The organism is Sporosarcina sp. FA15 (genome assembly GCF_051550195.1).
Lineage (GTDB): Bacteria > Bacillota > Bacilli > Bacillales_A > Planococcaceae > Sporosarcina > Sporosarcina psychrophila.
Window position 1 is genome coordinate 1,187,155 of sequence record NZ_CP188818.1, and the last position, 24,201, is coordinate 1,211,355.

The 24,201-nt window shown below is 39.6% G+C and carries 31 protein-coding genes and 2 pseudogenes; 23 read left to right on the forward strand and 10 right to left on the reverse strand.

Going from position 1 to position 24,201, the window contains the following annotated elements; all coding sequences use genetic code 11:
- Positions 1–4: 4 nt before the first annotated feature.
- The 6 genes from ACP8HG_RS05565 (at position 5) to ACP8HG_RS05590 (ending at position 5,150) form a co-directional block, all read left to right on the forward strand.
- A complete protein-coding gene (locus ACP8HG_RS05565; RefSeq protein WP_438298315.1) occupies positions 5–1,135 on the forward strand; it encodes a conserved virulence factor C family protein in 1,131 nt (376 codons plus the stop codon).
- 179 nt (positions 1,136–1,314) lie between these two features.
- Entirely contained in the window at positions 1,315–1,740 is a 426-nt protein-coding gene (locus tag ACP8HG_RS05570) for a hypothetical protein (RefSeq protein ID WP_342538174.1), read from the forward strand.
- Positions 1,741–1,901: 161 nt separating this feature from the next.
- Positions 1,902–3,101 (forward strand): Bcr/CflA family multidrug efflux MFS transporter, encoded by a 1,200-nt coding sequence (locus ACP8HG_RS05575; RefSeq protein WP_438298316.1) that lies wholly within the window; start codon positions 1,902–1,904, stop codon positions 3,099–3,101.
- A gap of 126 nt (positions 3,102–3,227) precedes the next feature.
- The gene (locus ACP8HG_RS05580) at positions 3,228–3,668 is read left to right on the forward strand and encodes a hypothetical protein (protein ID WP_067209070.1); all 441 of its coding nucleotides are present in this window, start codon (positions 3,228–3,230) and stop codon (positions 3,666–3,668) included.
- Between the two features lie 317 nt (positions 3,669–3,985).
- Entirely contained in the window at positions 3,986–4,795 is an 810-nt protein-coding gene (locus ACP8HG_RS05585; protein ID WP_342538176.1) for an N-acetylmuramoyl-L-alanine amidase family protein, read from the forward strand.
- A 145-nt stretch (positions 4,796–4,940) separates the two neighbouring features.
- Complete coding sequence (locus ACP8HG_RS05590) at positions 4,941–5,150, forward strand: DNA-binding protein (RefSeq protein WP_340742073.1); 210 nt, start codon at positions 4,941–4,943, stop codon at positions 5,148–5,150.
- An 82-nt stretch (positions 5,151–5,232) separates the two neighbouring features.
- Here the strand turns inward: ACP8HG_RS05590 and ACP8HG_RS05595 are convergent, their stop codons facing one another.
- A complete protein-coding gene (locus ACP8HG_RS05595; RefSeq protein WP_438298317.1) occupies positions 5,233–6,372 on the reverse strand; it encodes a TolB domain-containing protein in 1,140 nt (379 codons plus the stop codon).
- Between the two features lie 354 nt (positions 6,373–6,726).
- Here ACP8HG_RS05595 and ACP8HG_RS05600 point away from each other — a divergent pair, with 354 nt between their 5' ends.
- The 3 genes from ACP8HG_RS05600 (at position 6,727) to ACP8HG_RS05610 (ending at position 8,808) form a co-directional block, all read left to right on the forward strand.
- Positions 6,727–7,161, forward strand: coding sequence for a BrxA/BrxB family bacilliredoxin (locus ACP8HG_RS05600; protein ID WP_340764452.1), 435 nt, complete (start codon positions 6,727–6,729; stop codon positions 7,159–7,161).
- Positions 7,161–7,940, forward strand: coding sequence for a class I SAM-dependent methyltransferase (locus ACP8HG_RS05605; RefSeq protein ID WP_438298318.1), 780 nt, complete (start codon positions 7,161–7,163; stop codon positions 7,938–7,940). Before ACP8HG_RS05600 ends, ACP8HG_RS05605 begins: the two co-directional genes overlap by 1 nt.
- Positions 7,941–8,208: 268 nt before the next feature.
- Positions 8,209–8,808, forward strand: a complete 600-nt coding sequence (locus ACP8HG_RS05610) for a YpjP family protein (protein WP_342538180.1) — start codon at positions 8,209–8,211, stop codon at positions 8,806–8,808.
- 141 nt (positions 8,809–8,949) lie between these two features.
- Here ACP8HG_RS05610 and ACP8HG_RS05615 read toward each other — a convergent pair whose 3' ends face one another.
- Positions 8,950–9,246 (reverse strand): tyrosine-type recombinase/integrase, encoded by a 297-nt coding sequence (locus tag ACP8HG_RS05615; protein WP_438298628.1) that lies wholly within the window; start codon positions 9,244–9,246, stop codon positions 8,950–8,952.
- Between the two features lie 275 nt (positions 9,247–9,521).
- On the opposite strand from ACP8HG_RS05615, the gene ACP8HG_RS05620 reads away from it, so the two are divergent.
- On the forward strand, positions 9,522–9,692 hold the full coding sequence (locus tag ACP8HG_RS05620; RefSeq protein WP_342538182.1) for a hypothetical protein: 171 nt from the start codon (positions 9,522–9,524) through the stop codon (positions 9,690–9,692).
- Between the two features lie 250 nt (positions 9,693–9,942).
- On the opposite strand, the gene ACP8HG_RS05625 is transcribed toward ACP8HG_RS05620, so the two are convergent.
- The 3 genes from ACP8HG_RS05625 to ACP8HG_RS05635 all read right to left on the reverse strand — a co-directional run bounded on the left by ACP8HG_RS05625 (position 9,943) and on the right by ACP8HG_RS05635 (position 11,390).
- Positions 9,943–10,302 carry an MmcQ/YjbR family DNA-binding protein gene (locus ACP8HG_RS05625; protein WP_342538184.1) on the reverse strand — a complete coding sequence of 120 codons (360 nt, stop codon included), beginning with the start codon at positions 10,300–10,302 and terminating at the stop codon, positions 9,943–9,945.
- Between the two features lie 297 nt (positions 10,303–10,599).
- Entirely contained in the window at positions 10,600–11,025 is a 426-nt protein-coding gene (locus tag ACP8HG_RS05630; RefSeq protein WP_338652401.1) for a ferritin-like domain-containing protein, read from the reverse strand.
- A 116-nt stretch (positions 11,026–11,141) separates the two neighbouring features.
- Positions 11,142–11,390 carry a hypothetical protein gene (locus ACP8HG_RS05635; protein WP_438298319.1) on the reverse strand — a complete coding sequence of 83 codons (249 nt, stop codon included), beginning with the start codon at positions 11,388–11,390 and terminating at the stop codon, positions 11,142–11,144.
- Between the two features lie 127 nt (positions 11,391–11,517).
- Here ACP8HG_RS05635 and ACP8HG_RS05640 point away from each other — a divergent pair, with 127 nt between their 5' ends.
- Positions 11,518–11,757: a hypothetical protein gene (locus ACP8HG_RS05640; RefSeq protein WP_067209103.1), complete on the forward strand. Its 240-nt coding sequence runs from the start codon at positions 11,518–11,520 to the stop codon at positions 11,755–11,757.
- 1 nt (position 11,758) lies between these two features.
- Here the strand turns inward: ACP8HG_RS05640 and ACP8HG_RS05645 are convergent, their stop codons facing one another.
- Positions 11,759–11,929, reverse strand: coding sequence for an aspartyl-phosphate phosphatase Spo0E family protein (locus ACP8HG_RS05645; RefSeq protein ID WP_342538186.1), 171 nt, complete (start codon positions 11,927–11,929; stop codon positions 11,759–11,761).
- 204 nt (positions 11,930–12,133) lie between these two features.
- Between ACP8HG_RS05645 and ACP8HG_RS05650 the strand changes: the two genes are divergently transcribed.
- The 3 genes and pseudogenes from ACP8HG_RS05650 to ACP8HG_RS05660 all read left to right on the forward strand — a co-directional run.
- The gene (locus ACP8HG_RS05650) at positions 12,134–12,421 is read left to right on the forward strand and encodes a hypothetical protein (protein WP_067209106.1); all 288 of its coding nucleotides are present in this window, start codon (positions 12,134–12,136) and stop codon (positions 12,419–12,421) included.
- Positions 12,422–12,591: 170 nt separating this feature from the next.
- The gene (locus tag ACP8HG_RS05655; RefSeq protein ID WP_067209109.1) at positions 12,592–13,170 is read left to right on the forward strand and encodes a DNA-3-methyladenine glycosylase I; all 579 of its coding nucleotides are present in this window, start codon (positions 12,592–12,594) and stop codon (positions 13,168–13,170) included.
- A 314-nt stretch (positions 13,171–13,484) separates the two neighbouring features.
- Positions 13,485–13,634 (forward strand): annotated as a pseudogene (locus tag ACP8HG_RS05660) (terminase small subunit); the annotation flags it as partial.
- A 149-nt stretch (positions 13,635–13,783) separates the two neighbouring features.
- Here the strand turns inward: ACP8HG_RS05660 and ACP8HG_RS05665 are convergent.
- Positions 13,784–14,704, reverse strand: a pseudogene (locus ACP8HG_RS05665) (IS110 family transposase); the annotation flags it as partial.
- A 422-nt stretch (positions 14,705–15,126) separates the two neighbouring features.
- Here ACP8HG_RS05665 and ACP8HG_RS05670 point away from each other — a divergent pair.
- The 3 genes from ACP8HG_RS05670 (at position 15,127) to ACP8HG_RS05680 (ending at position 17,448) form a co-directional block, all read left to right on the forward strand.
- The gene (locus ACP8HG_RS05670) at positions 15,127–15,372 is read left to right on the forward strand and encodes a hypothetical protein (protein WP_067209120.1); all 246 of its coding nucleotides are present in this window, start codon (positions 15,127–15,129) and stop codon (positions 15,370–15,372) included.
- A gap of 113 nt (positions 15,373–15,485) precedes the next feature.
- Entirely contained in the window at positions 15,486–15,974 is a 489-nt protein-coding gene (locus ACP8HG_RS05675) for a hypothetical protein (protein ID WP_187047738.1), read from the forward strand.
- Positions 15,975–16,437: 463 nt separating this feature from the next.
- Positions 16,438–17,448, forward strand: a complete 1,011-nt coding sequence (locus tag ACP8HG_RS05680; protein ID WP_438298320.1) for a DUF418 domain-containing protein — start codon at positions 16,438–16,440, stop codon at positions 17,446–17,448.
- A 207-nt stretch (positions 17,449–17,655) separates the two neighbouring features.
- Here the strand turns inward: ACP8HG_RS05680 and ACP8HG_RS05685 are convergent, their stop codons facing one another.
- Complete coding sequence (locus ACP8HG_RS05685; RefSeq protein WP_067209128.1) at positions 17,656–17,838, reverse strand: DNA-directed RNA polymerase subunit alpha C-terminal domain-containing protein; 183 nt, start codon at positions 17,836–17,838, stop codon at positions 17,656–17,658.
- Between the two features lie 174 nt (positions 17,839–18,012).
- On the reverse strand, positions 18,013–18,270 hold the full coding sequence (locus tag ACP8HG_RS05690) for a DUF3949 domain-containing protein (protein WP_187044798.1): 258 nt from the start codon (positions 18,268–18,270) through the stop codon (positions 18,013–18,015).
- A 163-nt stretch (positions 18,271–18,433) separates the two neighbouring features.
- Between ACP8HG_RS05690 and ACP8HG_RS05695 the strand changes: the two genes are divergently transcribed.
- A complete protein-coding gene (locus ACP8HG_RS05695; protein WP_067209130.1) occupies positions 18,434–18,874 on the forward strand; it encodes a BrxA/BrxB family bacilliredoxin in 441 nt (146 codons plus the stop codon).
- Positions 18,875–18,972: 98 nt separating this feature from the next.
- Here the strand turns inward: ACP8HG_RS05695 and prli42 are convergent, their stop codons facing one another.
- Positions 18,973–19,068, reverse strand: a complete 96-nt coding sequence (gene prli42, locus ACP8HG_RS05700) for a stressosome-associated protein Prli42 (protein ID WP_156476017.1) — start codon at positions 19,066–19,068, stop codon at positions 18,973–18,975.
- Positions 19,069–19,178: 110 nt separating this feature from the next.
- On the opposite strand from prli42, the gene mce reads away from it, so the two are divergent.
- The 5 genes from mce to ACP8HG_RS05725 all read left to right on the forward strand — a co-directional run bounded on the left by mce (position 19,179) and on the right by ACP8HG_RS05725 (position 24,192).
- Positions 19,179–19,589: a methylmalonyl-CoA epimerase gene (mce, locus tag ACP8HG_RS05705; protein ID WP_438298321.1), complete on the forward strand. Its 411-nt coding sequence runs from the start codon at positions 19,179–19,181 to the stop codon at positions 19,587–19,589.
- Between the two features lie 4 nt (positions 19,590–19,593).
- The gene (locus tag ACP8HG_RS05710; protein ID WP_187044800.1) at positions 19,594–21,141 is read left to right on the forward strand and encodes an acyl-CoA carboxylase subunit beta; all 1,548 of its coding nucleotides are present in this window, start codon (positions 19,594–19,596) and stop codon (positions 21,139–21,141) included.
- 17 nt (positions 21,142–21,158) lie between these two features.
- Entirely contained in the window at positions 21,159–22,280 is a 1,122-nt protein-coding gene (locus ACP8HG_RS05715) for a M20/M25/M40 family metallo-hydrolase (protein ID WP_438298322.1), read from the forward strand.
- A gap of 13 nt (positions 22,281–22,293) precedes the next feature.
- Positions 22,294–22,770: a chemotaxis protein CheW gene (locus tag ACP8HG_RS05720; protein ID WP_067209139.1), complete on the forward strand. Its 477-nt coding sequence runs from the start codon at positions 22,294–22,296 to the stop codon at positions 22,768–22,770.
- Positions 22,771–23,007: 237 nt separating this feature from the next.
- Positions 23,008–24,192, forward strand: a complete 1,185-nt coding sequence (locus ACP8HG_RS05725) for a DNA polymerase IV (RefSeq protein ID WP_438298323.1) — start codon at positions 23,008–23,010, stop codon at positions 24,190–24,192.
- The last annotated feature ends 9 nt before the right edge of the window (positions 24,193–24,201 follow it).

Below are 24,201 nucleotides of genomic sequence, written 5' to 3' on the forward strand. Positions count from 1 at the left end.
ACAAATGAAAATCGTAACAATCGAACCAACACCAAGTCCCAATTCCATGAAAATCGTGCTCGACACAGAGTTACCAAAAGGGACGAGTCATAATTATAAAAAAAGTGATGCAGAAACAGCATCCTATCCAGCTTCAGCATTATTGAACATTCATGGCGTAAAAGGAATCTATCATGTCATGAACTTCATGGCCGTCGAGCGAATTGGTAATGTCGCATGGGAATCAATTCTTGCAGACGTTCAGGCTGTTTTCAATGAAGAGAAAAGTGATCAGACTGAATCTATGGAAGAGATTGACGACAACTACGGAGAAGTATACGTACACGTTCAGACCTACAAAGATATTCCCCTTCAAGTGAAAGTATTCGATAGCGAATCTGAGGAACGTTTTGGACTAAGTGAACGTTTTGTGCAAGCTATGGAAAAGATTCATGGACGTGAAGTGGAAAACTATATATTATTGCGTAAATGGGCAGATTACGGAATCCGTTACGGAGAAAAAGCTGAAATTGGTGAAACGGTGATCCAAGAAATAGAGGCGGCGTATCCAGAAGAACGTTTGCTAGCGATTATCCGTATGGCAAATGAAGGACAAAGTGAAAATATCCAACGCGGAAGAAAAATTTCACTGGAGGAGTTCTCAGTGGATCAATGGGAGACTAGATTCCAACTGCTGGATCAAATCCCTGACCCCGACATGTCGGATGCACCACTTCTCGAACGAGCACTGGACGATGAAAAGATGTCAATCAGACGCCTTGCAACGGTCTATCTTGGTATGATTGAAGACGAAGCTGTCATTCCATATGTAGAAAAAGCGCTTAAAGATAAAAGTTGGGCAGTGCGTCGAACGGCTGGAGACTGCATGAGCGACCTTGGATTTGAAGGGTTCGAACAGGCGGCAATCGAAACATTGAATGATAAAAACAAACTGGTTCGTTGGCGTGCGGCTATGTTTTTATATGAAACAGGAACTGACAAGGCGTTGCCTGCTTTGAAAGAGGCTGAAAACGATTTAGAGTTTGAAGTGAAACTCCAAATCCGGATGGCCATTGCTCGAATTGCTGAAGGTGAAGATGCTAAAGGTTCTGTTTGGAAGCAAATGACAGAGGCGCGTACGGCTTCAAAAGAGTAAAGTAACGACTACAATTATCAATATGTTAAACGTTAGTGGATGTGAAAAATTACATTCTGCTAACGTTTTTTCTAAAGAACAAAAACGCTGGAGTCTAGATATGAAATCTCTATGTTGCAGCTTATCCACGCTATGAGATTTTATAGTTTCCTAATCTATTGAAAATGGGAGGAAGACATATGAAACTGTTGAAGATCCTTCTCCTCATCGTATTAATTATTGGTGCAGCTGGGTATGGAATCTATTATGTTGGAACTAATATTGCATCCGACAAAGTAATGAACGTTGTAACTGCTGAATTAGAAAATAGCGGACAGTTAAACGAAATTAAACAAATGGTAGCAAATGACCCTGAATTAATGCGTTTCATTGAAGAAGGTGCAAATGTTGAAAGTAGTAATCTTCCTTTCACAACGAAAGAGCAGGCAACAAGAGTATTAATCAAAAAAATTGGGTTTAGTGAAATCCAAGCTATTCAATCCAACGCCCAAAAGGGAATGTCGAATGAGGAAATACAAGAGCTGTTAAAAGATATTGAAGGAAAGTTAACGGAGGAAGAAATTCTAGCATTAAAGGTTATCGCTTATAAAGAATTCCTTAAATAATGCTGATTTCATTGATAAAGTAGGGGGGATGGTTTGAAACTAAATCATCCTTCTTTAATGTATGGCATTTTGGTGATATAGTAGGATACTTGTGATTCTTCTTTAGAGATTTCATCACATACATAGGAAGTTTTTAAATTATAGAAAGGTCGTTAGTAATCATGGGACCACTTAAAGGAAATAAACGAATACGATTTGCATTACTTCTCGGAACACTAGCAGCGATGGGTCCGTTAACAATTGATATGTATCTACCCTCATTCCCGACAATCGTAAGTGCTTTTGGCACTACGGCTACCTATGTACAGGTAAGCCTAACCGCCTGCCTACTAGGTATCGGGTTAGGTCAACTAATTCTTGGCCCAATGAGTGATGTCCATGGACGGAAAAAGCCGTTACTTATTGCACTTATTGTCTATTTTGTCGCTTCAGTTTTATGTGTATTTTCCCCGAATATCGGGTTCTTCATTGCGGCACGTTTCTTGCAAGGCTTTGCTGCTGCTGCGGGTATCGTCATTTCAAGGGCTGTCGTCAGAGATTTATATAGCGGACGAGAATTGACGAAGTTTTTCGCTTTACTCATGCTAATTAATAACTTAGCGCCAATCCTCGCACCAGTTCTTGGAGGGGGCATCCTTGCGTTTACTGAGTGGACTGGTGTATTTGCGGTTTTAAGCGTAATCGGCTTTTTACTATTTGTCATTGTTCTATGGAGAATGGATGAAACATTGCCAGAAGAAATGCGCGTACCAAGTAATCTATCTCATACATTAAAAAACTTTCTGTCTCTGTTAAAAAACAGACAGTTCATGGGGTATGCACTTGCACAAGGTTTCATCATGGCCGGCATTTTTGCTTATGTCGCCGGGACACCGTTTGTTTATCAAAATATATACGGAGTCTCACCACAGACATTCAGCATATTATTCGGTATGAATGGATTTGGACTAATCATCGGGACCCAGGTAGTAGGGCGCTTAACGGGTGTGGTCTCAGAAAAACGATTTTTAGAATCGGGTTTATTCATCTCTATCACTTCAGGTACATTGCTATTGATAGCCGTGTTAATGAATGGTCCACTTTTCACAATCGTTGTGCCTATCTTCTTTTTCGTCGCTTCGATTGGTGTTATTTCGACATCATCCTTTTCACTCGCAATGGAAAAGCAAGGGCATATTGCGGGTAGTGCATCCGCATTACTTGGTTTACTGCCATTCATTTTAGGCGCAATTACGGCACCACTTGTCGGAATAGCAGGGGAAGAAACCGCAATTCCGATGGGAGCCATTATCTTCGCTTCAAGTTTAATTGCAGTCCTCGCGTATTTCGGACTTTCAAGAGAAAAAGTCGAACAAAACTAACAGAGTTTAAAAGCAGCCACTTACTCATTTGAGTAGGTGGCTGCTTTTTATTGTCTGATAATGTAGACACTGTCTTTCGTGACCTGAATATAATGACTATATCGGCTAAATAAAGGAGAGAAGGCAGTGAAAGAAGTCATCATCGCGTTAGTCAGTTCTTCAATTACAATCATCATCACAAGTTTTTTTAACTATCATTTTCAACTAATGAAAGAGATTCGAAACGAAGCGGTTAAATATAAAACAGAAATCCTGAAAAACGTTTACACTCCAGTATTAAAGTTACTAGTAGCTGCAATTGTGCCAGGCGACGGATATGATGGGATTACAAAAGAGTCTTTTTTTGAAATTGAAGACGTTATTAAAAGAAACTATGAGCTAGTTGATCCTGATTTAGATTCGATTATTTGGTCCATTAAAAAGGAAATCCGATGGGAACACTACGAAGATAGTTTAAAGTTATTTGATAAAAATAAGCGTTTATTGCACCACGTCGAACTGAATTTCAATTTTTATAGGAAACAATTAGGATTGCCGTTTAACAAAACTAAACTCAAAAAGTCTTGAGAATCAACTAAATATATTTGTTGAAATAAAGAAGTCTAGTTCCGGTACAAGGGGATATCGCCGGTCTTAGGGCTCCGGCTACTTTTTTAAAAGCGCCTTCGCTTTGTTTATATAATTATTCATTTGTTCAATATAATTGAGACATCTGAAAACGTTAAGTTTTGGCATGTCCTCTACATATTTGTTTAAAATCGGACAAGTGCCGCCATTCAAAAACGCTTTGTGAATAGTATAGATAGAAAAGTATCTTTGGATTGCTGTGGCAATTTAAAAAAACAAATACTTTTTAATAGGGCACAAAAAGGAGGTGTCACAAAATGGTTAAAATCGTAATCGATGCTGGGCACGGATTCAATACACCAGGTAAACGTTCACCGGATGACGAACGGGAGTGGTCGTTTAACAATAAAGTAGCCAAATACGCTATTGCTAAACTAAAGACATACAAAAATGTGGAAATTCTACGTGTGGATGATCCGACCGGTCAGACAGATGTTCCGCTTGCTACACGCACAACTCTAGCGAACGAATGGCAAGCCGATGTATATGCTTCTATCCATCATAATACCCTTACGGATAAGTGGGGCAGCCATAGCGGTATTGAAACATATACAATGGACAACCCAACAGCGAATCCAAAATCAAAGGAAATTGCTGGTGCTATTCATCCTAGGATTGTTATGGCCATGGGGTTGAGTGATCGTGGTATGAAGCGTGCCAACTTCCACGTTCTTCGGGAATCTGCTATGCCAGCATTCTTAAGTGAGGGAGGCTTTATGGATTCAACAGTTGACATACTAAAGTTACGGGATGATCACTATTTGCAAGCCCAAGGTGAGGCAATCGCAGAAGGATTGGCTATATACTTTAAATTGCAACTGCTAACTGCTTCCGTAGGCAATCAGATACTTTCACCAAAGGAAGGAACAAATAAGTTGTATACACCATCATCGCAATCACTTATCAATTCGACAAGCGCCGTTTTAAAACGACTTGAAAAGATGCCAGATGGCCCGTTATCAGCAACTTGGCATGAAAAGTTATTGAAGGGAACATTGACGGACTCGGATGCAATTGGGCTCTTGTATGTAGCGATTGAGCGTGGCCTTTTGGTAGATGGTAAGTAAGTGCGTGTCATTTATTTTGAGGAGTGTGAAATAAGAACCATCAGCTGCAATAGCGATTATGGTGAGTTTGAAATAGCATAAAGAGCGAACTTAGAAAATAATAGCTGTTACTATTTCATCTTCATCGAATAAGGGGGAAATTATTGTGCCGCACAACGATAATGCCATCGAAAGGGATTTGCCAAACGGATTATCAAAACCGGCAACACGAGCGCTTTCAGGTACCGGTTACTTGCGGCATGAACAGTTCGCTAAACCTCTGGGAAGCTATTTACATGGTACGGGTCCAAAAGCCATGGATCTTATCAGTGATACTCTTGCCACCAAAGGGCTGTCGTTCGCCAAGGGTTCTTGAAAGATCCTAATTTTATGGTGTAAAACGAAACAAGCCATCTTTTCCTAATAAGGGAAGATGGTTTGTTTTAATTTTCATCAGATTACTCCGAGGGGAAAAAGGTGTACAACCCTATATCACGTATCCATAAATTTGCATTGCCACCATCAATATCAGCCACCGATAAATCACCTTTAGCAGAAACGAAATCGCTTTTTCGTAACCAAGTTATTTTATCGATTGAAGGTAAATATTCGGGCTTATAATCACCTTTATTTTTTGGTGGTGTCGTTATTTTTAGTTGTTTTTGACCAGCTAGCGTTAAAAAGTATAAGGAAGCTTTAGGGCGTTTCTCAGCGTCATTTGACCACTCACTTTCCTTTACCCTTGAAACAATAAGCGAACTATCATTAACCCATGAAAAATCCATCTCCGCATAGTTTTTTGGCGTTAGGTTTATAGAATGATAAGTGGAAATTTCCGTTACCTTTAGATTTTTATTTTTAAAACCAAAAACAATTCTTCCGCCGCCGGCAATATAACCGAGTAAGTTTTCGCTATATGCCCATTTTGGAGTGAATGCCCAGATAACTTCATCTAATACTTCAAATTCTTTTCCGTCTACAGAAATCACACATAGCATATCACTATCCATCGCCCATGAAGCTGTTGGAGTCACAAAGAAGGATATCCATTGTTTATCTGAAGAATAAGCAAATGATTCCGCGTTTATCGAAGGAACTTTCACGTCGTCTTTCACTACTTCTTTTGGAATCACGAAGAATTCTGTCGCGTTTTTCGTTAAATTTCCGATGTTTTGATAACCATTCGCTATAGAAATCGTATACAGGACAGGATTGGTCCATCCATCCGGCCGAAGAGAAGCACTAGAGGAGGCAATAAAACCCTTCCCATCAGGCTGCCATTCGTAATCGTTTACTCCTAAAGCAATATTATAGAATTTCTTAAAATCCGATACATTCAATACGCCACCATCACTAAAAGCAACAATATTTTCAGTTGGAGACCATTTTGGATTTCGTCCATCATAAAAGATTTTACTGTGCTTTTTTGTTTTCATATCATATACCCACAATTGATTTGAGGTCTGTTTATGTTCATTTACTAATTCCTCGACTTCTTTTTGATAAAGAAGCAAGTTCCCATCGAAGGACCATAGTGGAGGAGAAGGGTATGTTGCTTTTTCAACAGTCAGTACTTCTTCTTTATCATCAATTTTCACCCACAAATAGCCATCCCAAATAAACGCTACTTTTGCATCTGAAGCATTTGTTTCCGAATAAATAATGGATGGAAAAATCAAGCATAAAATAACAAGGATATGAAATAACTTTGCCATAAAATCACCTCTTACGACGTATGTTCTCCCAATAATGAATAATTAGGTATGTAAAATAATGTTTAGTATTTGGGGTAGAATTTTCATTGCAATCCTCGAACTAATCGAAAAGTTGAAATTAAGTTAGCTATATAGTCGCTATTTAGTGAAAAAATACGTAGGACAAGGTAATATGAAAGATGGAAAAACCATTAACAACAAGCACTATTTAAATAGATTGAAAGGGGATTATTAAATATGAACGCTTACGATGATTACATGAAGGGCATCGTTAAACCGATGCGTGAAGAACTTGCACAAAATGGATTTACGGAACTGACGACGGCTGAGGCTGTTGAAGAAACAATGAAGACACTTGAGGGGACAGCTCTTGTCGTTATCAACTCGGTTTGTGGATGTGCTGCAGGTCTTGCGCGTCCGGCGGTGAGAGAAGCATTACAGGAAGCTGAACATAAACCAAATCACTTATTCACAGTATTTGCAGGACAAGATAAAGAAGCGACAGCTATGATGCGGGATTATTTCCCAGAAGTACCGCCTAGCTCACCTTCTATCGCGCTTTGGAAAGATGGGGCACTTGCGTACTTTATTCCAAGGGAACAAATTGAGAATTTTGAGATGGGGCAAATTAAAGACCATCTATCGGAAGTACTCGATCAAGTTTGTAAATAATGAGTACAGTCATCACGACCGCTGGCAGGCCTGATGATCAATCGCTACAGCTAGCACTAGAAGCGTCTGAAACTCTAGGCTATCCTATTGTCGAACGTAAAAAGCAAGCGGTTTCCCGAATACAAAACACGCACAGTTCGGATGTTATTGTAGCGGGAAAAAACCGCTATGATTTGTATCGTATTGGAATGGATGAACCGTTTTTCTTTCATCCCAATTCTGCTGCGTTCAGATTGAAAAGGTTATTGAATGGGGAAATGGACCCGTTAATTGAGATAGCTCAATTACAAGAAGATGATTCGTTTCTCGATTGTACACTTGGGCTTGGCTCCGACAGTATCATTGCTTCTTTCGTTACTGGTGAAGGCGGCAAAGTGTTGGGCGTCGAAGCAGACCCTGCCGTCGCATTCATTACTGGACGGGGGCTTCGTTCGTTTCCATCTGAGTCGGAGCAACTTGTTCAGGCCATGACTCGAATTGAGGTCGTCCAGTCGGAAGCGATTGAGTTTTTGAGCCATCAAGCTGATTCATCGTGGGATATTGTCTATATGGATCCGATGTTTCATGCACCTATTACGGAATCGTCCAATTTTACGCCGCTACGTCAAGCTGGCGTACATAGTGTGCTGACAGCTGAGTGGATTAAGCAAGCACTTCGTGTATGTAAACGACGTGTTGTTGTGAAAGACCGGTTTGATTCACCTGTATTTGAGCAATTCAATATGGAGCGAAAAATCAGACCGAATACGAAGTTTCATTTCGCTTTTATCGAAAAATGAAAAACGCCGTCCTCCTCAAATTAGAGGGCGACGGCGTTTATTGATATTAGTGGGTGAAATTCAATGAGCTAAGATACACAAGCAATGCCAGCATTCCGATACCGATAAACAGATTCACATCCATCAGTGATACCCTCCTTCAAAAAAACATACAATTATCTTCATTTTTATTGTACAATGAAAATAAGAAAGAAGAAACCTTTTCAATACTTTTTCGTCAAATAAACTACTAATAAACAAAAATTTAATCAATTGCGGGTGAGATGTTATGAAAAAATGGTTACAAAAAACGCTCATTGTTGCCGTAGCACTCTTGACATTCGGTGCTATTTCACCGAATCATGAAATTTGGACAAACTTGCAAGACAAAAATGTATCGAAACATGCAGTTGGGCCATCACAAAGTAATGATTATTCAATCGGATTAGAAGACTCGTTAGTCGATGATAGTTTAGAAGATAATTCGGACTCAATAGAAGATTTATTTATCACGTCTGCGAAGAAGCTATCGTACATGAAATTTGGAACAAAAGTCGGTCCGGTAATCGCCGATGAGTTTGACAGCGTTATTTTCCCGAAAATTGAGGAAGCCATCCAATCGACACTTGCAAGTTCAGGAGACGTACATAAACGCCGACTTGCTATCAGTGAAAAACCTGCCGGAGACTACTCAGAGAAAATTTTCAATGTATACGACCTAGAAGACAGAAAAGATCTTATCCGTTTCCACGTACGTACTGAAAAAAGGCCAAAAGACGGCTACTACTACAATTTTCACTATCATATTGCCGCTGATGAATTTACAGCTCATCATTCAATCGGTGATATCTATTGGGCAAAAGACACACCACCGAAATGGTTATCCTAAAATTGTTGAAACGCCCGTTGAAATTACGAGCGTTTTTTATTTTGTAAACATTGATATATCAGCGTTTATGGAGTTTCTGCAATACGTAAACCCCAAGTGGTTTTGTTGTTGATAAATGAGCAAATACCACGTACCCCAATTTCACTCTTTATCTTTTTCGAAAGAATCTAAACTGACGATTTCATCCATTAAATTAGATGCCTGAATTTCATCTTTCTCAAACGAGTGAGCGTATGTTTTATAAATCGTTTCGGGGGTATCTCCCACTTGTGCAGCAACAGTGGAAATCGTTATGTTATTTGATAACTGGATCGTAACGAATGTATGCCTAAAATAATGGGGTGTGAAGTGGGTAATTTTTTCTTTTTCGCATATCAAGTCGATCACACACTTCATGTCCCGTTCTCCAAGGGGTTCTCCGGCGTAAGTAATGAAAATACATAGCCAAGCGGGTTCCGGGACTGGTAAGGCGCCATAGACTGCTCATGCCACTCTTTGTAAACAAGTAAAAGATTATTGATATTTTCACTCATGGGAAACTCTCGGTAACTGTTCTTAGTATTCGGGCTCCTTGTCCCGAAGCGATTTACGCAGGAAATGGTCGAAGAGAAATTCGGCTACAACGCTGAATCCTTTATTGAGTTTGACTAGTCACCGGAGGGAGCTGTGCAATTGCTCCTTTCGGAACTTGGCGAAGAGGAGGCGATGGCGGCATGAAGCAAATGCAGAGGGATTATCTTATCCAGCAGCTACAGGCTATGAGAGTCGAGAATGGCCGTAACGGGGAACTGTTGTCTGAAATCGGACGGTCGAAGGCTGCTTTTGATAAACGAGAGAAAAATGTAATGTATTATGTGGTTATGCGGCGGAGGAATACGTTATAAACGGAGTGTGGGGTTGTTGTATCAGTGGGAGGGATGGAAGTTATGACGACAATGATTACTGCGTTTGAAGGCCGGGCATTTATTATTTCTGCCTTGTTACTCGCGTTAGGGATTTATTATATTGGTCGGATGCACGATCGGGCAAATTAACGGGCTGGGTTCAAAATCCGATATAAATTAAAAAAAGAAAGAGTAAGTTACTCTTTCAATTGGAAAACAAAAATAATAGCACTAAAGATGTTGTTAAAAACTACTTCGAAATAATTTGGTTTTGGACTTTTTTAGTTAGTTTTTCAAAAACTAACTTATAGGAATGCAGAATTAGATTTTCTAATAGATCGTTGGATAGATTTGAATCAAAATAAATAGAGTTCCAGTGTGTTTTATTCATATAATGCCCAGGAATAATTCCTTGATAGGTTTCTCTTAACTCTTCAGCACGAGTAGGTTCGCACTTTAAAGTGATAATTGGCTTTCTTTGAGAGTCTCCTCCCATCATAGCAAACATCTTCCCGCCAACATGATAACGATCTGCTTGCCAGTCTACTTGGTAATCATGTGTCGTTCCGGGTAGTGTCTGACAAAATAATTGAAGTCTAGCTTTATCCATTTTTAAGTCTCCTTTTATAAAACGGTCACTAAATACACACGTTCGATTACATTTATTATAATCAATAACCTATGTATTTCAATAACATTATTGTAAATGCGGCTTTACTTGTAATAAAACAAGAAAAAATTATGCGTAGTTCAAACAAAAAGCGAAGGAATAAAAAGACCACTGATTAAAAATAATCAGTGGTCTTTATCACAGTCATCTTGTGATATAGCAACAGTATTGGTGAACAAGAAAAACATTAAACGTAGAAGTTTTTGGCAATAGACATAATGATCGATTTTGGCTTTGTTAATAATTATTCATAAAATATAAAAACCAAACGGCATGATTTTGTTCGTCAGCTGAGGCCCGTGTAAAAGCGTCTCTAATAACTGGGTTATCGGTATTTCTTGAAATATCGTGATAGAAGTCAACGGTTTCCTGTTCATCTATAAATGCAGCGAGTACCCCACTTCTATAATCGGCAGGACATTGTTTTGTGATTTGAGGAGAAGGTTTTTTTCCTGTTAAAGAAATATAAAGATGCCAAAAGGTTTCGTAGTGTCTGATTTCATCACTTCTAATTTCAAGAATGCGTTTTTTTATTTCGTTGTTTGGAGCCTGGTTCGCTAATAGTTCATAGCAGTAAATTGCTGTGTACTCACCATTAATTGCTTTCGAAATATCATTTAGAACTTCTTTATTTGGGGAAGATTGCATGGAACTTTGATTCATTTTGTAATCAGCTCATTTACTCAGTGTATGAGTAAGACTAAAAATATGGACCTTGTCTTATGGGAGTGAAAGATTTATTCATAGATGAACAAAGTGATTATTGATTGCTCAAAAAATCAGGATTTAATTTTTGATAATTCACTTGTCAAGACGTCAATTTGTTTTTGCATCTTTTGGAATTTCTGATCTTGTTCTTTTTGATCTTGTTGTTGCTGGACATCATCGAGTATTGATTCTTCTAATGACATAATTGCTGCAATGGTTGAAATAGCATCACCAATTGTGGAAATCGCTGATCCCACAAAGGCGAGTTTATCACTAAGATGATCTTCAAGATTATTTGGATTCAATTTTTTCGCCTCCATAACTTAGTCATTTTAAAAGAGCTTCATTGTAATTTAATGCATTAAATTACCTTTGGTGCGGATTTAAAACGAAAGTAAAATAATCAGCAGTATGGTATGCCAAACATTTTGTGAAGGAGGGATAGTAGTGGTGCAGAAACTCACTATTTTTGATACGGTGCCAACAATAGCGTTTGGGCTTGGTGACATGGTTGAACTCGTCGTCAATGTGGAGAAGAAAGAGGTTGAGGATTATTACTATCTCAAATCGCATGAGGGACGGGTTATAAAGGTTTTGCCCAGACAGCCGTACGAGGTTTGGTTTACGAAGTCTAATCGGATTGGGATATTTCGGCATGGTGAATTGAAGAGGAGGAATTATGGATGATTCATAAATCTTTATTTTTCAACCGTTCGTATTCATTTAATAATAAATCAAGCAATTGGCTTGTTTCAACGACTATTGGGTCAGATAGAGCTTTCTCCTTAGCTAGTTTGTTGAGTTGCTTTCTTACTGTTTCAATTTGATTGTCCATATCTTCAAGTTTTTTATTGGTCATGTTTGTACCTCCCGATTTTATCTTAGTATCTATAACGAAGGTAGAAAATATACATGTCAATAAAATTTCAAAAGTGCTTTATTTTCATATTAATTTAGATTTTTACCAATAATAAAATAAAAATCAGGTGTAATTGATGACTACTTCTAAATTATTATTGGATCAAAACTCATTTGTCATATGACTCAGAAAGAGTGGAGAAGGATGAACAACGACCATGAACGTGAAAAGTTTAAAAGATTGATGGAGAGCTTTTCGATCGCTGAGTGTGCGAATGCTTTAGGGGAAATGGGGAAAATCAACTCTCGAAAACTTATGGCTGAGATGTCGGAAGGATCCAAGATATTCCGTCAATATTTGGAACATCATCCGAGTATTGAAACGGATATCACGGACGAGGACATGTTGTTGTTACAGACTGATATGGCGCTTGATGCGGGGGATATGGAGCATTTAAGGGGTGCGTGCGAGCGATATAACCTCTCTTACTAGCCCCGATACATACGAGAGATAAATAGAGGGTTTCCCCTTTTTATGACGAATGATGTCATGTGGAGGGGTTATATATTGAGGGAATAAATAGCTGTTTATTCCAAGTGTTAGTAATGCATGTTAATAAATTTTTGGACAAATATAATTAAATGAGTAAGGTTGTGATTCTAATGAGTAATGAAATTCCGTTTAGTAGATGTAGTTGGGCTGAAACGAATACAACTGAAAGAGAATATCATGATAATGAGTGGGGGGTTCCCGTTCATGACGAAAATAAACTGTTTGAGCTACTTATTTTAGAAGGTAAACAGGCGGGCTTAAGCTGGATAACGATTCTGAAAAAACGGGAAACTATAAATGAGGCATTTGATTTTTTTGATCCTAAGATAATCGTGAAGTATGATCAAGACAAGATAGATGAACTTTTGAGTAATACAGGTATTATCAGGAATAAGTTAAAGGTTAATGCTGTCATTACAAATGCTAATGCGTATTTATCATTAATTGATGAATATGGGAGCTTAGATTCTTTTCTATGGAAGTACGTGAATCATGAGCCGATTAAAAATAAATGGACTAAAATATCGGATGTTCCTGCGTCAACGGAATTATCAGATCTGATCAGCAAGGACTTAAAAAAACTAGGATTCAAATTTGTAGGCTCTACAACCATTTATGCATACATGCAGGCAATAGGAATGGTTAATGATCATCTTGTAGAATGTTATCGACACTCGATGTTGAACTAATCCATCTATTTTCGCACCCGTCGTGGTGCTTTTTCTATGCCAAAAATAACGGAGGTGGACGGTGATGTGCCAAACTGGGAAGAGATACAGAAAGAGTGGGAAACAAGTGAAATATCATTCAATGATTTAGCGGAAAGCATAGCGTGAAAGATTCCACCATTCGCAGTAGAAAGAATCGAGAAAAATAGTCAAGAGAAAACGTGAAGCGCGACGCAACGAAAAAGGTAGTCAAAGAAGTGTTTGTCGAGACGGATGATTTAACCGATAAGCAGAGGCTTTTTTGTATTTACTACATTAAAAGCTTTAACGCGACAATGGCAGCTATCAAGGGTGGGTATGCAAGAAATAGTGCTCACGTCGATGGAAGTCGGTTGCTTAGAAATGTTAAGGTGGCAGTCGAAGTCAGAAGACTGAAAGGTGAAATGCACCAGGAAGTCTTCATTACCGCGATGGATGTGTTGAATAAGTACATTCAAATAGCCTTTGCAGACATAACAGACTTTGTAGAGTTCGGAAGTATCGAGATGGAACAACGGCATCCGGAAACGGGCAAGGTTATGTTGGATGCTAATTTCAAACCGATCACCTATAAGATGAGTCATCTTGATTTCAAGAATGCGTTTAGCTGTCTGTTGTTGTCAAACCTACGAATGTCGCCAATTTCCGCTATGATTCGGACGGCCGTGTTCGCTCCAATAGCAGGGAGACTACGTAAAATTTCATATTCTTTAAGTTCCTCGGCAAGGGACTCCATTTTGTCGATGCATTGATTCTTCTGAAGAAGGAGCTCTTGATATCGTTTTGCATATACACGTACTTGATCACACAGTACATCAGTTGAAGAGGCGGCTGGGTAAGATTGTTTTGCTGCCTTGAGTAGTTCAACTGCCTTTTCCTCCGCTTTTTTAACGGACAATCGTTTATTTGTATTGGCAAGTATCCGATTTTTAATGACCGTCTTTGATTGATTTATGACAAGATCTGGATGCGGATATAATTGTACTACGTTCAGGAATAGCTCGGATTTGGTTGTGAATATCTTCTCGAGCTCAGGAAAGGTTTCCTGAATGACCTTATGCATTCGGCTCCGGGCGACGCTCAATTCATCGTCCAATTCACTGTAATGCCTAGACATTCGTTTCAGTTGTCTGTAAACATCATCCGACACTGTTTCAATCCGTCTTTCGGTCGTAAAGTGTGTGAGTGCCAATTGATGTGCATCACTTCGATCCGTTTTGTGCATACGCAAAGAATCGCATTGGAGTTTTGCTTCCAAGGGATTTAAAAGACAATACCTGTATTTGTTCTCTATCATAAAACGTTCCAGAGGCCTTGAGTAGACACCTGACGCTTCAAATACGATGTGAGGATGCTCTCCATATCCGTCAATTAAGTCATCGATCAAAACTTTGAGTTCGATGAACTCGGGACGATTGTGCTCGATTTCTTTCTCCAACTCACACTTCTTCAGCGCGTTATAAACGACCATATAGCTCTTTCCCATACTGACATCAAATGCGATGACGTGTTTCATATTCACCCTCCTTGTGTGTTTTAAAGACCTCACCTTCACCTTATCGATTCCCATTTCTTATACACGATCTCGATGGATCCAACATACTTAAACCTGATTCAAATAAGGGGAGTGAAGTAGGTCGGTTTTTTATACGGATTCAAGACCCCAAAGCTGCCACGACCTATTCTTCACCTCTATTATATAAAAAAATAGTAGTGCTAACCAATGCCTTGGTCTGCACTACTGATCTTAGTATGTTTTTTATTTGTCAAATTCCAGAGGTATTCAAATGAATAAGAACGAATAGAGAATAATGCACTGTTTTTGTTTAACCAACACAGCAGTTAAGTGGAAGAAGAAAAGCTATACATAGTCAATTAGTTAAACAGAGGGCGGATTTTGGATATTATCGAAGCTTAGAAAAGGGAGGATGTCGTAAATTGGTCAAAAGACGTGGTAATTATGAAATAAGGATTGTAGGTAAACAGCTAAGCTGTACCCACTGTGAAGGTGTCATTTTTAGTCATCGGGAAGTATATATTGATGTAGTACCGTTTGTTGATGAAGAGCAAAAGCAGCAATTAACACTGCAGTCTTTAACTTGCAAAGACTGTGGTAATATTCAGCAGTTCCAACAACTAGCGAAAGGGATGGAAACGAATATCGTTTACAAACAGGTAGATTAGATATGGTAGAAGATTTAAGCTGTGAGGAAAGTCGAATTACTATTTTGAACCGACCGCTTATTTGTCTTTTCTGCGCACATGATGTATTTATTCCGTATAGGACGTACAGAAATGTGGAAAAGCCAGGGATTGATGTGTTTTATGTAAACTATACGGCAGTTTGTACGCATTGTGGTGGTGTGATACAGTTTGGAGATCCGAGCTACTTTAATAATCGAGAGGGTGTTTACGTCTGGGCTTTTGATCAAACTCTCCTTCATGCACGTCCCCCAGAGCCACCTATTATCCGCATAGTAGATGAGGTAAAATTGCAGGCACAAAAAAAATGCTTACATTTAGCACTTCGGCTACTCGTGCAAGAGAAAAATGTAGTTGATACAGTGCTTTCCTTAGCCAAGGAGGAACAGTATTGTAAAGTAATAGCATTATTGGAGTCAAAAACGTGTAAGTTAGTTGAAGAAATCAATGCTGAAAAATGTTTAGCGTCAGCCCTACATCAGTTAATGACGCACTGTATCGTCGACAGTAATCAATTGCTCTCCATCGTAATAAATGAAAGCTATCCAGGAATTGAGCCATTTTTAAAGCAGTATATGAAATGAAAAAGCCTACAGTTGTGGTGCTTTAGTTCAACAAGAGGAGATCGTCAATTGACGGTCTTTTTTATTGGTCCAGTTTTCTGTGGAAAGGTTAAACAAGACCAAATAAAAAGCGGCCCCTCTACAGAATTAATTGTGGTTGGCCGCTTTTTATTGAGTAATGAAGTTAAATACTTCCTCATTCGGGTGTTATGTCTATTAGAAGTAAATGTACCTACATCACCGTTTGGGTCAGATTATGCATCAAATTTCTGTCTCGCTGTTCAATTACATCTATTAAACATTGGAGAAAAGTGCCCAGCTGTTCGTTCAACTCCTTCATTCGTAATCCAACTTTCATCTAATAGCCGATCTAGCAGGAATTATTAGATGTTGCAAAACTGTAAGGTAAACGTCACCCGAACCGATGGATAGGTATTGGGATTTATCCTACAATGAAATCAGAAATGGAGTGGAGAAATATAGAATGAATAAACGAATTGAGGAACTGGATTATATACGTGGATTCGCCTTGTTGGGAATCATTCTGGTAAATATGTTGGCTTTGCTTCAAATAGGTATTCCTGAGCCGCATACAATAGATGCAAGTTATCAACGATTTTTATTTTTATTTGTAGAAGGTCGTTTTTACTCCATTTTTTCATTTTTGTTTGGAGTGGGATTTTATATCTTTCTTACGCGGGCACGAAGTAAAAAACAAAATGGATATGTATTGTTTTTACGTAGAATAGTAATTCTATTTGTATTTGGGATGGTTCATATGTTTTTTCAACCGGGAGAAGCATTAGCAGTTTATGCTGTATGCGGATTACTTGTATTACCGTTCTTTAAAGTAAACAAGCATGTGAACCTTGCTATATGCATGATGTTGCTTGTCGTGTTTGCAGTTATGGGAGAGAAACTACTCTTAACATTTCCATTGATTTTATTGGGCTTGGTATGTGGCCAATATCGTATTTTTGAAAACCTTGGTGAAAAAAGACGTCTCTTTATCTTTACAGCAAGCGCGTTAATCTTCAGTGGATTCGCCTTATATGCACAGTATCAATTAGTACCTTACGAACCGTTTTTCAGTATGATAGTTATAGATGAAGAAGGGCCAATTGACGCGGTAAGTAAATTTTTGAGGGCCGGTATAATGGTCGGCCCAGTACTGTCAGCATTTTATGTAGGATTGTTGCTTCTTTTATTACAATCAAAAATAATAAAACTTGTTCTTTCACCGCTAAAGCATTATGGTCGGATGGCCTTGACCAATTATGTAGGACAAACTGCACTTATTCTACTTGCTGGTAGAGTTTTTAATCTATCAGCAAACCTTTCGTATATGGGAACCTTATATATATGCATAGTAATTTGTGCCATTCAGATGGTGTTCAGTATGATTTGGCTACGCTATTTTAAAATGGGCCCACTTGAATGGATCTGGAGAGTTATTACGTATTGGACAATCATTCCTTTGGTTAAAGAAAAATAATGTACCGGCACAACAGAAATATGTTGGATTTTTTATCGTGCGCCCTGCATGGGAGTAGTCTATAGGGTGCAAGTCCCGAACTTTGAAGGCAGAAGTAACAGTTAGCCTAACGCAAGGGTGTCCATGGGGACGTGGAATCCGAAAGAAAGAAGGGTTTGCAAAAAAAACAACGACCAATCAGATTAGGGAAAGTTCGTTATATTTGTTTTATTGAACTTCTAATATAATCTCGTCAATTACTTCCTCTAACTCTTTCCTAAAAATCGGACCCGTACATTCAAGTTCAAAGGTATCTTCAGTGATAAGGTCCTCTAGCGTGTGAATGTCATTCTTTTTAAGTATCTTAGTCAACCGTACACTTAGTTCCAGTATTTCAATTGGTTCTTTCAAATATTTTTTTTGTCAAAGTGGATATCTTAACCGTGTGGGGGGGTTCTATTAACATGGTGTACGAACTGACAAATTTAAGTATAAACATACAGTAAAAAAGGTAATCCAACCTCGATAAGATTGAGGTAGGATTACCTTTTTGAAAATTACATTGACTTTTCCAACAGCCTTCATCTATTTAACCTTTTTGTTGCCTCGATGGCGCATGAAATAAATATACTGTGCCATTAATGTCGCGGGTAAATTAAAGAGATTACCTTGTAGATTAAGTTGTAACTGTTGCTGCTCAAAACTCATTACTTCATATGTATCGTTATGCGTTAAACCAGATTCTTCAAGCTCTTTTTTTGTAGCTACAATATTGCTATATTGAACTGGAATCATAACAAGAAAGTACATCACGAAAACCGAACCGATGATCCAGAATTCCATTACTTCGTTCTCCTCCTTGTCGAATAATTAGTAGTTAGTAGTTTTACGAAAGAAACTGGAAAAGGTTTCATTTTGGGTTATTAATTATTTCGAAATCGATTTTTTGCAGGAAACTCCCTGTCCTGCTATGATAAAGAAGTAAATAGAGAGGGGTTTGATTAACATGAATATGAATTTTGATCTTTATATGAATGATATCCTTAGACAAGCACGTTCAGAGATGGAAGCTAGCGGTTATGAGCAGCTGACAACGCCTGAGCTTGTTGAAGATGCGTTTAAACGTTCTGGCACAACACTTGTAATGGTGAACTCGGTTTGCGGTTGTGCAGGTGGTATCGCACGTCCAGCAGCTGCACACGCAGTGCATTATGACAAACGTCCGGATCACTTAGTAACTGTGTTTGCAGGACAAGACAAAGAAGCGACTGCACAAGCACGTATGCTTTTCGGAGAAGATCACCTGCCTTCATCACCATCATTCGTACTTCTGAAAGACGGCAAGCTTGTCGCTGAAGTTGGACGTTATGAAATCGAAGGACATGATCCAATGTCTGTTGTGACAAATCTACAAAGTCAATTTGAGGAATATTGCGAAGAACTATAAGAAAAGTGCTGGGCGTCTGAAAATGAACTTAGGCTAGACATATAATGCAAAAAACAGTCCGTATGTGCTAGATTGCACATACGGACTGTTTTTTGCTTTTACATGATCATGCTAAGACCGAACATAACACTTGAAGCAAGCATTGCTCCAACCATTACCAAAACAACGACTTTCTGTACTTTACGATTGCTCATTAGTCAAAACTCCTTAAGCTTTATAATTCTATTTTAACAGAATTTATGAATATCACAACATCTAGCCGTTTAATGAGGTAAAATGTACAATAGGGGGAGGGGGAATTGTTATGCAAAAAGTAGACCACGTTGGAATCGCTGTCAAAAGTATCGATGTATCAATAGACTATTACATACATACGCTCGGGCTTACGCTTTTAGCAGTTGAAGAGGTCCCAAGTCAGAACGTGCGCGTCGCGTTCATTGGCGCTGGGAATATTAAGCTTGAGTTATTGGAACCACTGGGGGAAGATGGAGCAATTGCGAAATTCATCGAAAAACGTGGTGAAGGGGTTCATCATATCGCATTCGGTGTGACGGATATTCGTTCAAGGATGGCTGAACTGCGGGAAAAAGGCGTTCAGTTACTGCAAGAAGAACCGAAACCAGGTGCTGGTGGAGCGGATGTGGCGTTCCTCCATCCAAAATCATCATTCGGCGTATTGTATGAGCTATGCGATAAAAGCGGCAAAGGGGACTGACAAAATGGATATCTATGATAAAATCAATGAATTATATGATAGAAAAAGAGTGATTGAACTTGGTGGCGGAGACGAGCGAATTGCTAAACAGCATGAAAAAGGGAAGTTGACCGCAAGGGAACGAATTGACTTGCTGCTAGATCCGAATTCATTTGTTGAATTAAATCCGTTTGTTATCCACCGTACGCGGGACTTTGGGATGGACAAGCAAGTCGGCCCAGGCGATGGCGTGGTAACTGGCTACGGGAAAGTTAACGGTAGACCAATATATTTATTTTCACAGGACTTTACTGTTTTTGGAGGAGCGCTAGGGGAAATGCATGCCATGAAAATCGCCAATGTCATGGATCTCGCTGCTAAAAATGGTGCACCATTCATCGGACTGAATGATTCGGGTGGAGCCCGCATTCAAGAAGGTGTCGTCTCACTTGACGGTTATGGTGAAATTTTCTACCGTAATGCTATCTACTCGGGTGTTATTCCACAAATATCAGTCATTCTTGGGCCTTGTGCAGGTGGCGCAGTTTATTCGCCAGCCATCACGGACTTTGTATTCATGACGGATGAAACAAGCCAGATGTTCATCACTGGACCGAAAGTAATTGAGACGGTTACTGGGGAGAAGATTTCGTCTGAAGACCTCGGCGGTTCGAAAGTACATAACTCAATCAGCGGGAATGCCCATTTCCGTGGTAAAGATGAGAAGACTGTTCTCGAAAATGTCCGCAAATTACTTGCTTATTTACCACAAAACAATACAGAAAAACCGCCAGTCGCAGCTTATGACGAAGCTGATGATTACCGTGCAAATCTGGCTGATGTTGTGCCCTATGAAACCATTCGTCCATATGACATTCGGAAGGTTATCGAACAAGTCGTTGATACGGATTCCTTCATGGAAGTTCAAGCTGAATTTGCAAGAAATGCTGTCGTCGGATTGGCCCGTATGAAAGGGGAACCGGTCGGACTCGTTTGTAATCAGCCGAAAGTAATGGCGGGTGGCCTTGATATTGATTCATCCGATAAAATTGCACGTTTTATCCGATTCTGTGACTCTTTCAATATTCCAATCATTACTTTTGAAGATGTAACTGGATTCTTCCCGGGCATTAAACAGGAGCATGGTGGTATAATTCGCCACGGTGCAAAAATTTTGTACGCTTATTCGGAAGCAACTGTGCCAAAAATAACGGTTATCCTACGCAAGGCATTTGGCGGTGCTTATGTAGCACTGAACTCTAAATCAATCGGAGCGGATATTGTCTATGCATGGCCAAATGCTGAAATTGCAGTTATGGGTGCGCAAGGCGCTGCGAATATCATCTTTGCCAGAGAAATTGCCAATAGCGACGATCCGGAAGCGATGCGCGCAGAAAAAATCGAGGAATATCGAGAGAAATTCTCAAATCCTTACGTTGCGGCATCACACGGCATGGTCGATGACGTTATTGATCCTCGTGAAACACGCATTAAACTATTGCAAGCACTTGACATGATGCGCAACAAGCAAGAGACTAGACCGAAGAAGAAACACGGTAATATACCGTTATAATTAAGGGGATGCTTTAAATGAATAAACAAAGACTACTAGAAGAATTTTTGGAACTCGTACAAATTGATTCTGAAACGAAAAACGAACGGGCGATTGCTGATGTTTTAACACTAAAAATGGAAGCACTCGGTTTTGATGTTGAGGAAGATGATTCTGACGATCGCACTGGACATGGCGCAGGTAACCTTATTGCGACTTTGAAAGGGACTGCTGAAGGCATCGATCCAATTTATTTCACATGTCATATGGATACTGTCGTTCCTGGTCAAAGTATTAAACCGGAATTGCGTGATGACGGTTATGTCTATTCTGACGGTACGACAATTCTTGGCGCAGATGATAAAGCAGGAATTGCGGCCCTATTTGAAATGGCACGTACTTTGAAAGAAAGTGGTAAACCACACGGCGTTATTCAGTTCATTATAACAGCAGGTGAAGAAAGTGGCCTAGTCGGTGCGAAAGAAATGGATGCATCATTGATTACGGCGAAATACGGCTATGCTGTCGACAGTGACCAAAAAGTTGGCGGTATCGTAACTGCTGCACCTTTCCAAGCAAAATTATGGACGACAATCCATGGCAGAACAGCACATGCTGGCGTTGCACCTGAAAAAGGAGTTTCGGCCATCAATATCGCGGCTAAATCGATTTCTGCAATGTCCCTGGGTCGTATTGACTCAGAAACAACTGCTAATATCGGACGCTTTGAAGGCGGACAAGCAACGAATATTGTCTGTGATGAAGTTCGTATTTTAGCGGAAGCAAGATCTATCAATCAGGAAAAGCTGAATGAACAGATAGAACATATGATTCGTACATTTGAGCGGACTGCTGAACTAATGGGCGGAACAGCTGAAACAGAAGTTCAGCTGATGTATCCTGGATTTAGTTTTGAAGAAGACGCAGAAGTCGTGCAAACGGCGATGAAGGCCATTAAGAATATCGGACTAACGCCACAGTTAATGACTAGCGGCGGTGGAAGTGACGGTAATGTATTCAATGGCGCAGGTATTCCAACAGTTACACTAGCTGTTGGTTACGAAGAAATTCACACGAAAAATGAGCGGATGCCTGTTGATGAGTTGAACAAGCTGACAGAACTCTTGCTTGAAATCATCCATGTAACGGCAAATAAGTAAAGGGGGGAAAAGGATGAGTGATTTAAAAGCAGTTATTGTCCAATGTGGTAACGAGGAATACGCGATTGCTGTTGATACTGTCGTGTCAATTGAGCGTCTTGAACAAATAAACCCGATCCCACATCTTCCTGAATATATGCTCGGACTTATGCGGATTCGTGGGGAACTTGTTCCAATTCTGGATTTTGAACAGATTCTCTATGGTAAAACTGCACAAGGATATGAAGATGCACGTGTTGTTGTAGTTCAAACTGGCAGTTTATACATTGGTTTACTTGTACTGAATGCGAAAGAAATTCTTGATATTCCAGAAAGTGCTTTAACTTCCTCGGGGCTTATTGCGTACTCAAGAACACCTTATTTCACGACAGTTGCAAATTTAGAAAACCGAATGATTACCGTTGTCGATCCTGAGATTTTATCCCAAACGCTTGCTGGGATGGATAAAATCGGCGAGTATGTGGAAGCACAACTAGCACAAGAAAAGTAACCTGTAAGCCGGGCAGTGCCATCTGTCCGGTTTTTGCATGTTATAATTAAATATATTAAACAAATGAATACTAAATAACCTAACTGAAGACGCCTTAAATGGGGTAGACGAAGCCCTAAGAATGGTGGCAAAGCTGCTTGGCTTAGGGCGGGAGATATCCCCCTTGCACCTGAGCGAATTCAATGGCATTCTTTATTTCTACATAAGAAGTATAAAAGTGAAGGAGGGGAATATGTCTTGACGACGGTTAGTGATTCACAAGCAAAGGTCATTCTTCATCTGGATATGAATAGTTTTTTTGCATCCGTTGAACAAGCGCATGACCCTTCCTTGAAAGGTATCGCAATGGCGGTTGCCGGTAATCCAAAAGCACGAAAAGGCATTCTTGTGACGTGTTCGTATGAAGCAAGATCGTTTGGCATTTACACGACGATGACCGTCGGTGAGGCGAAACGGCTATGTCCAGATCTGGTAATTGTCCCGCCAGATTTCGAAAAATATCGAATCGCTTCGTCTGCTGTTTTCGACTTGTTACGAACCTTTACTAACCTTGTAGAACCGGTGTCAATTGATGAGGCGTATATCGATATTACTGCGATTGGTGGATTGACCAATGCTGTGAATATTGCATCTGGTATGCAACAACGTCTTTTGCAGGAGCTTGACCTGCCGTGTTCGATTGGTATCGCGCCGAATAAGTTTCTTGCGAAGACTGCATCAGATATGAAAAAACCGATGGGTATTACGATTTTACGAAAGAGGGAAATTGAATCTATCTTGTGGCCACTTCCGGTTATTGAAATGCATGGAATTGGGAAGAGTACAGAGAAAAAGATGAATGAGTTGGGCCTTTTCACAATCGGGGATTTGGCAAAAACAGATGAGATCACCATAAAATCGTCTTTTGGGAAACACGGCATCCGACTGCATGAACGTGCAAATGGTATTGACCACCGTCTTGTAGACCCTGAAGCTGCTGAAGAACGAAAAAGTTTCGGCAGCTCAACGACATTACCGGTAGATGAAACTGATTTGGATGAATGCCTGAAGGTTTTCAAATGGTTGGCGTCCAAAGTAGCGGCCCGTCTTGATACTAAACAATTAGCCGGCACAGTCGTCATGATCCAAATACGTACAGCAGACTGGCGTAATCATTCTCGAAGCAGGACGGTCCTTAATCCACTCTATAAAGAACAAGATATTTATAAAGAAGCTGCTGATTTATTTACAAGGCATTGGGATGGCGAACCAATTCGTCTTCTTGGTATTACCGTATCAAATGTGGTTATGATGAATGAACTGCATGAACAGCTATCAATTTATAACTTTGAAAAACATGCGAAAGAAGAGACAATGGATACTTTGCTTTCGCAGTTGGAACAAAAATTCGGTCCTGGAACAGTGAAGCGGGGCATGAAATGAAAGGTGGAT

Coding starts and splice junctions, on each gene's coding strand:
- ACP8HG_RS05715 (WP_438298322.1), top strand. CDS start 21,159: ATGAATAAACAAAGACTACTAGAAGAATTTTTGGAACTCGTACAAATT.
- mce (WP_438298321.1), top strand. CDS start 19,179: ATGCAAAAAGTAGACCACGTTGGAATCGCTGTCAAAAGTATCGATGTA.
- ACP8HG_RS05600 (WP_340764452.1), top strand. CDS start 6,727: ATGAACGCTTACGATGATTACATGAAGGGCATCGTTAAACCGATGCGT.
- ACP8HG_RS05585 (WP_342538176.1), top strand. CDS start 3,986: ATGGTTAAAATCGTAATCGATGCTGGGCACGGATTCAATACACCAGGT.
- ACP8HG_RS05570 (WP_342538174.1), top strand. CDS start 1,315: ATGAAACTGTTGAAGATCCTTCTCCTCATCGTATTAATTATTGGTGCA.
- ACP8HG_RS05680 (WP_438298320.1), top strand. CDS start 16,438: ATGAATAAACGAATTGAGGAACTGGATTATATACGTGGATTCGCCTTG.
- ACP8HG_RS05710 (WP_187044800.1), top strand. CDS start 19,594: ATGGATATCTATGATAAAATCAATGAATTATATGATAGAAAAAGAGTG.
- ACP8HG_RS05650 (WP_067209106.1), top strand. CDS start 12,134: ATGAACAACGACCATGAACGTGAAAAGTTTAAAAGATTGATGGAGAGC.
- ACP8HG_RS05630 (WP_338652401.1), bottom strand. CDS start 11,025: ATGAATCAAAGTTCCATGCAATCTTCCCCAAATAAAGAAGTTCTAAAT.
- prli42 (WP_156476017.1), bottom strand. CDS start 19,068: ATGAGCAATCGTAAAGTACAGAAAGTCGTTGTTTTGGTAATGGTTGGA.
- ACP8HG_RS05635 (WP_438298319.1), bottom strand. CDS start 11,390: ATGGAGGCGAAAAAATTGAATCCAAATAATCTTGAAGATCATCTTAGT.
- ACP8HG_RS05575 (WP_438298316.1), top strand. CDS start 1,902: ATGGGACCACTTAAAGGAAATAAACGAATACGATTTGCATTACTTCTC.
- ACP8HG_RS05720 (WP_067209139.1), top strand. CDS start 22,294: ATGAGTGATTTAAAAGCAGTTATTGTCCAATGTGGTAACGAGGAATAC.
- ACP8HG_RS05695 (WP_067209130.1), top strand. CDS start 18,434: ATGAATATGAATTTTGATCTTTATATGAATGATATCCTTAGACAAGCA.
- ACP8HG_RS05645 (WP_342538186.1), bottom strand. CDS start 11,929: ATGACCAATAAAAAACTTGAAGATATGGACAATCAAATTGAAACAGTA.
- ACP8HG_RS05565 (WP_438298315.1), top strand. CDS start 5: ATGAAAATCGTAACAATCGAACCAACACCAAGTCCCAATTCCATGAAA.
- ACP8HG_RS05690 (WP_187044798.1), bottom strand. CDS start 18,270: ATGGAATTCTGGATCATCGGTTCGGTTTTCGTGATGTACTTTCTTGTT.
- ACP8HG_RS05655 (WP_067209109.1), top strand. CDS start 12,592: ATGAGTAATGAAATTCCGTTTAGTAGATGTAGTTGGGCTGAAACGAAT.
- ACP8HG_RS05610 (WP_342538180.1), top strand. CDS start 8,209: ATGAAAAAATGGTTACAAAAAACGCTCATTGTTGCCGTAGCACTCTTG.
- ACP8HG_RS05605 (WP_438298318.1), top strand. CDS start 7,161: ATGAGTACAGTCATCACGACCGCTGGCAGGCCTGATGATCAATCGCTA.
- ACP8HG_RS05625 (WP_342538184.1), bottom strand. CDS start 10,302: ATGGATAAAGCTAGACTTCAATTATTTTGTCAGACACTACCCGGAACG.
- ACP8HG_RS05620 (WP_342538182.1), top strand. CDS start 9,522: ATGAAGCAAATGCAGAGGGATTATCTTATCCAGCAGCTACAGGCTATG.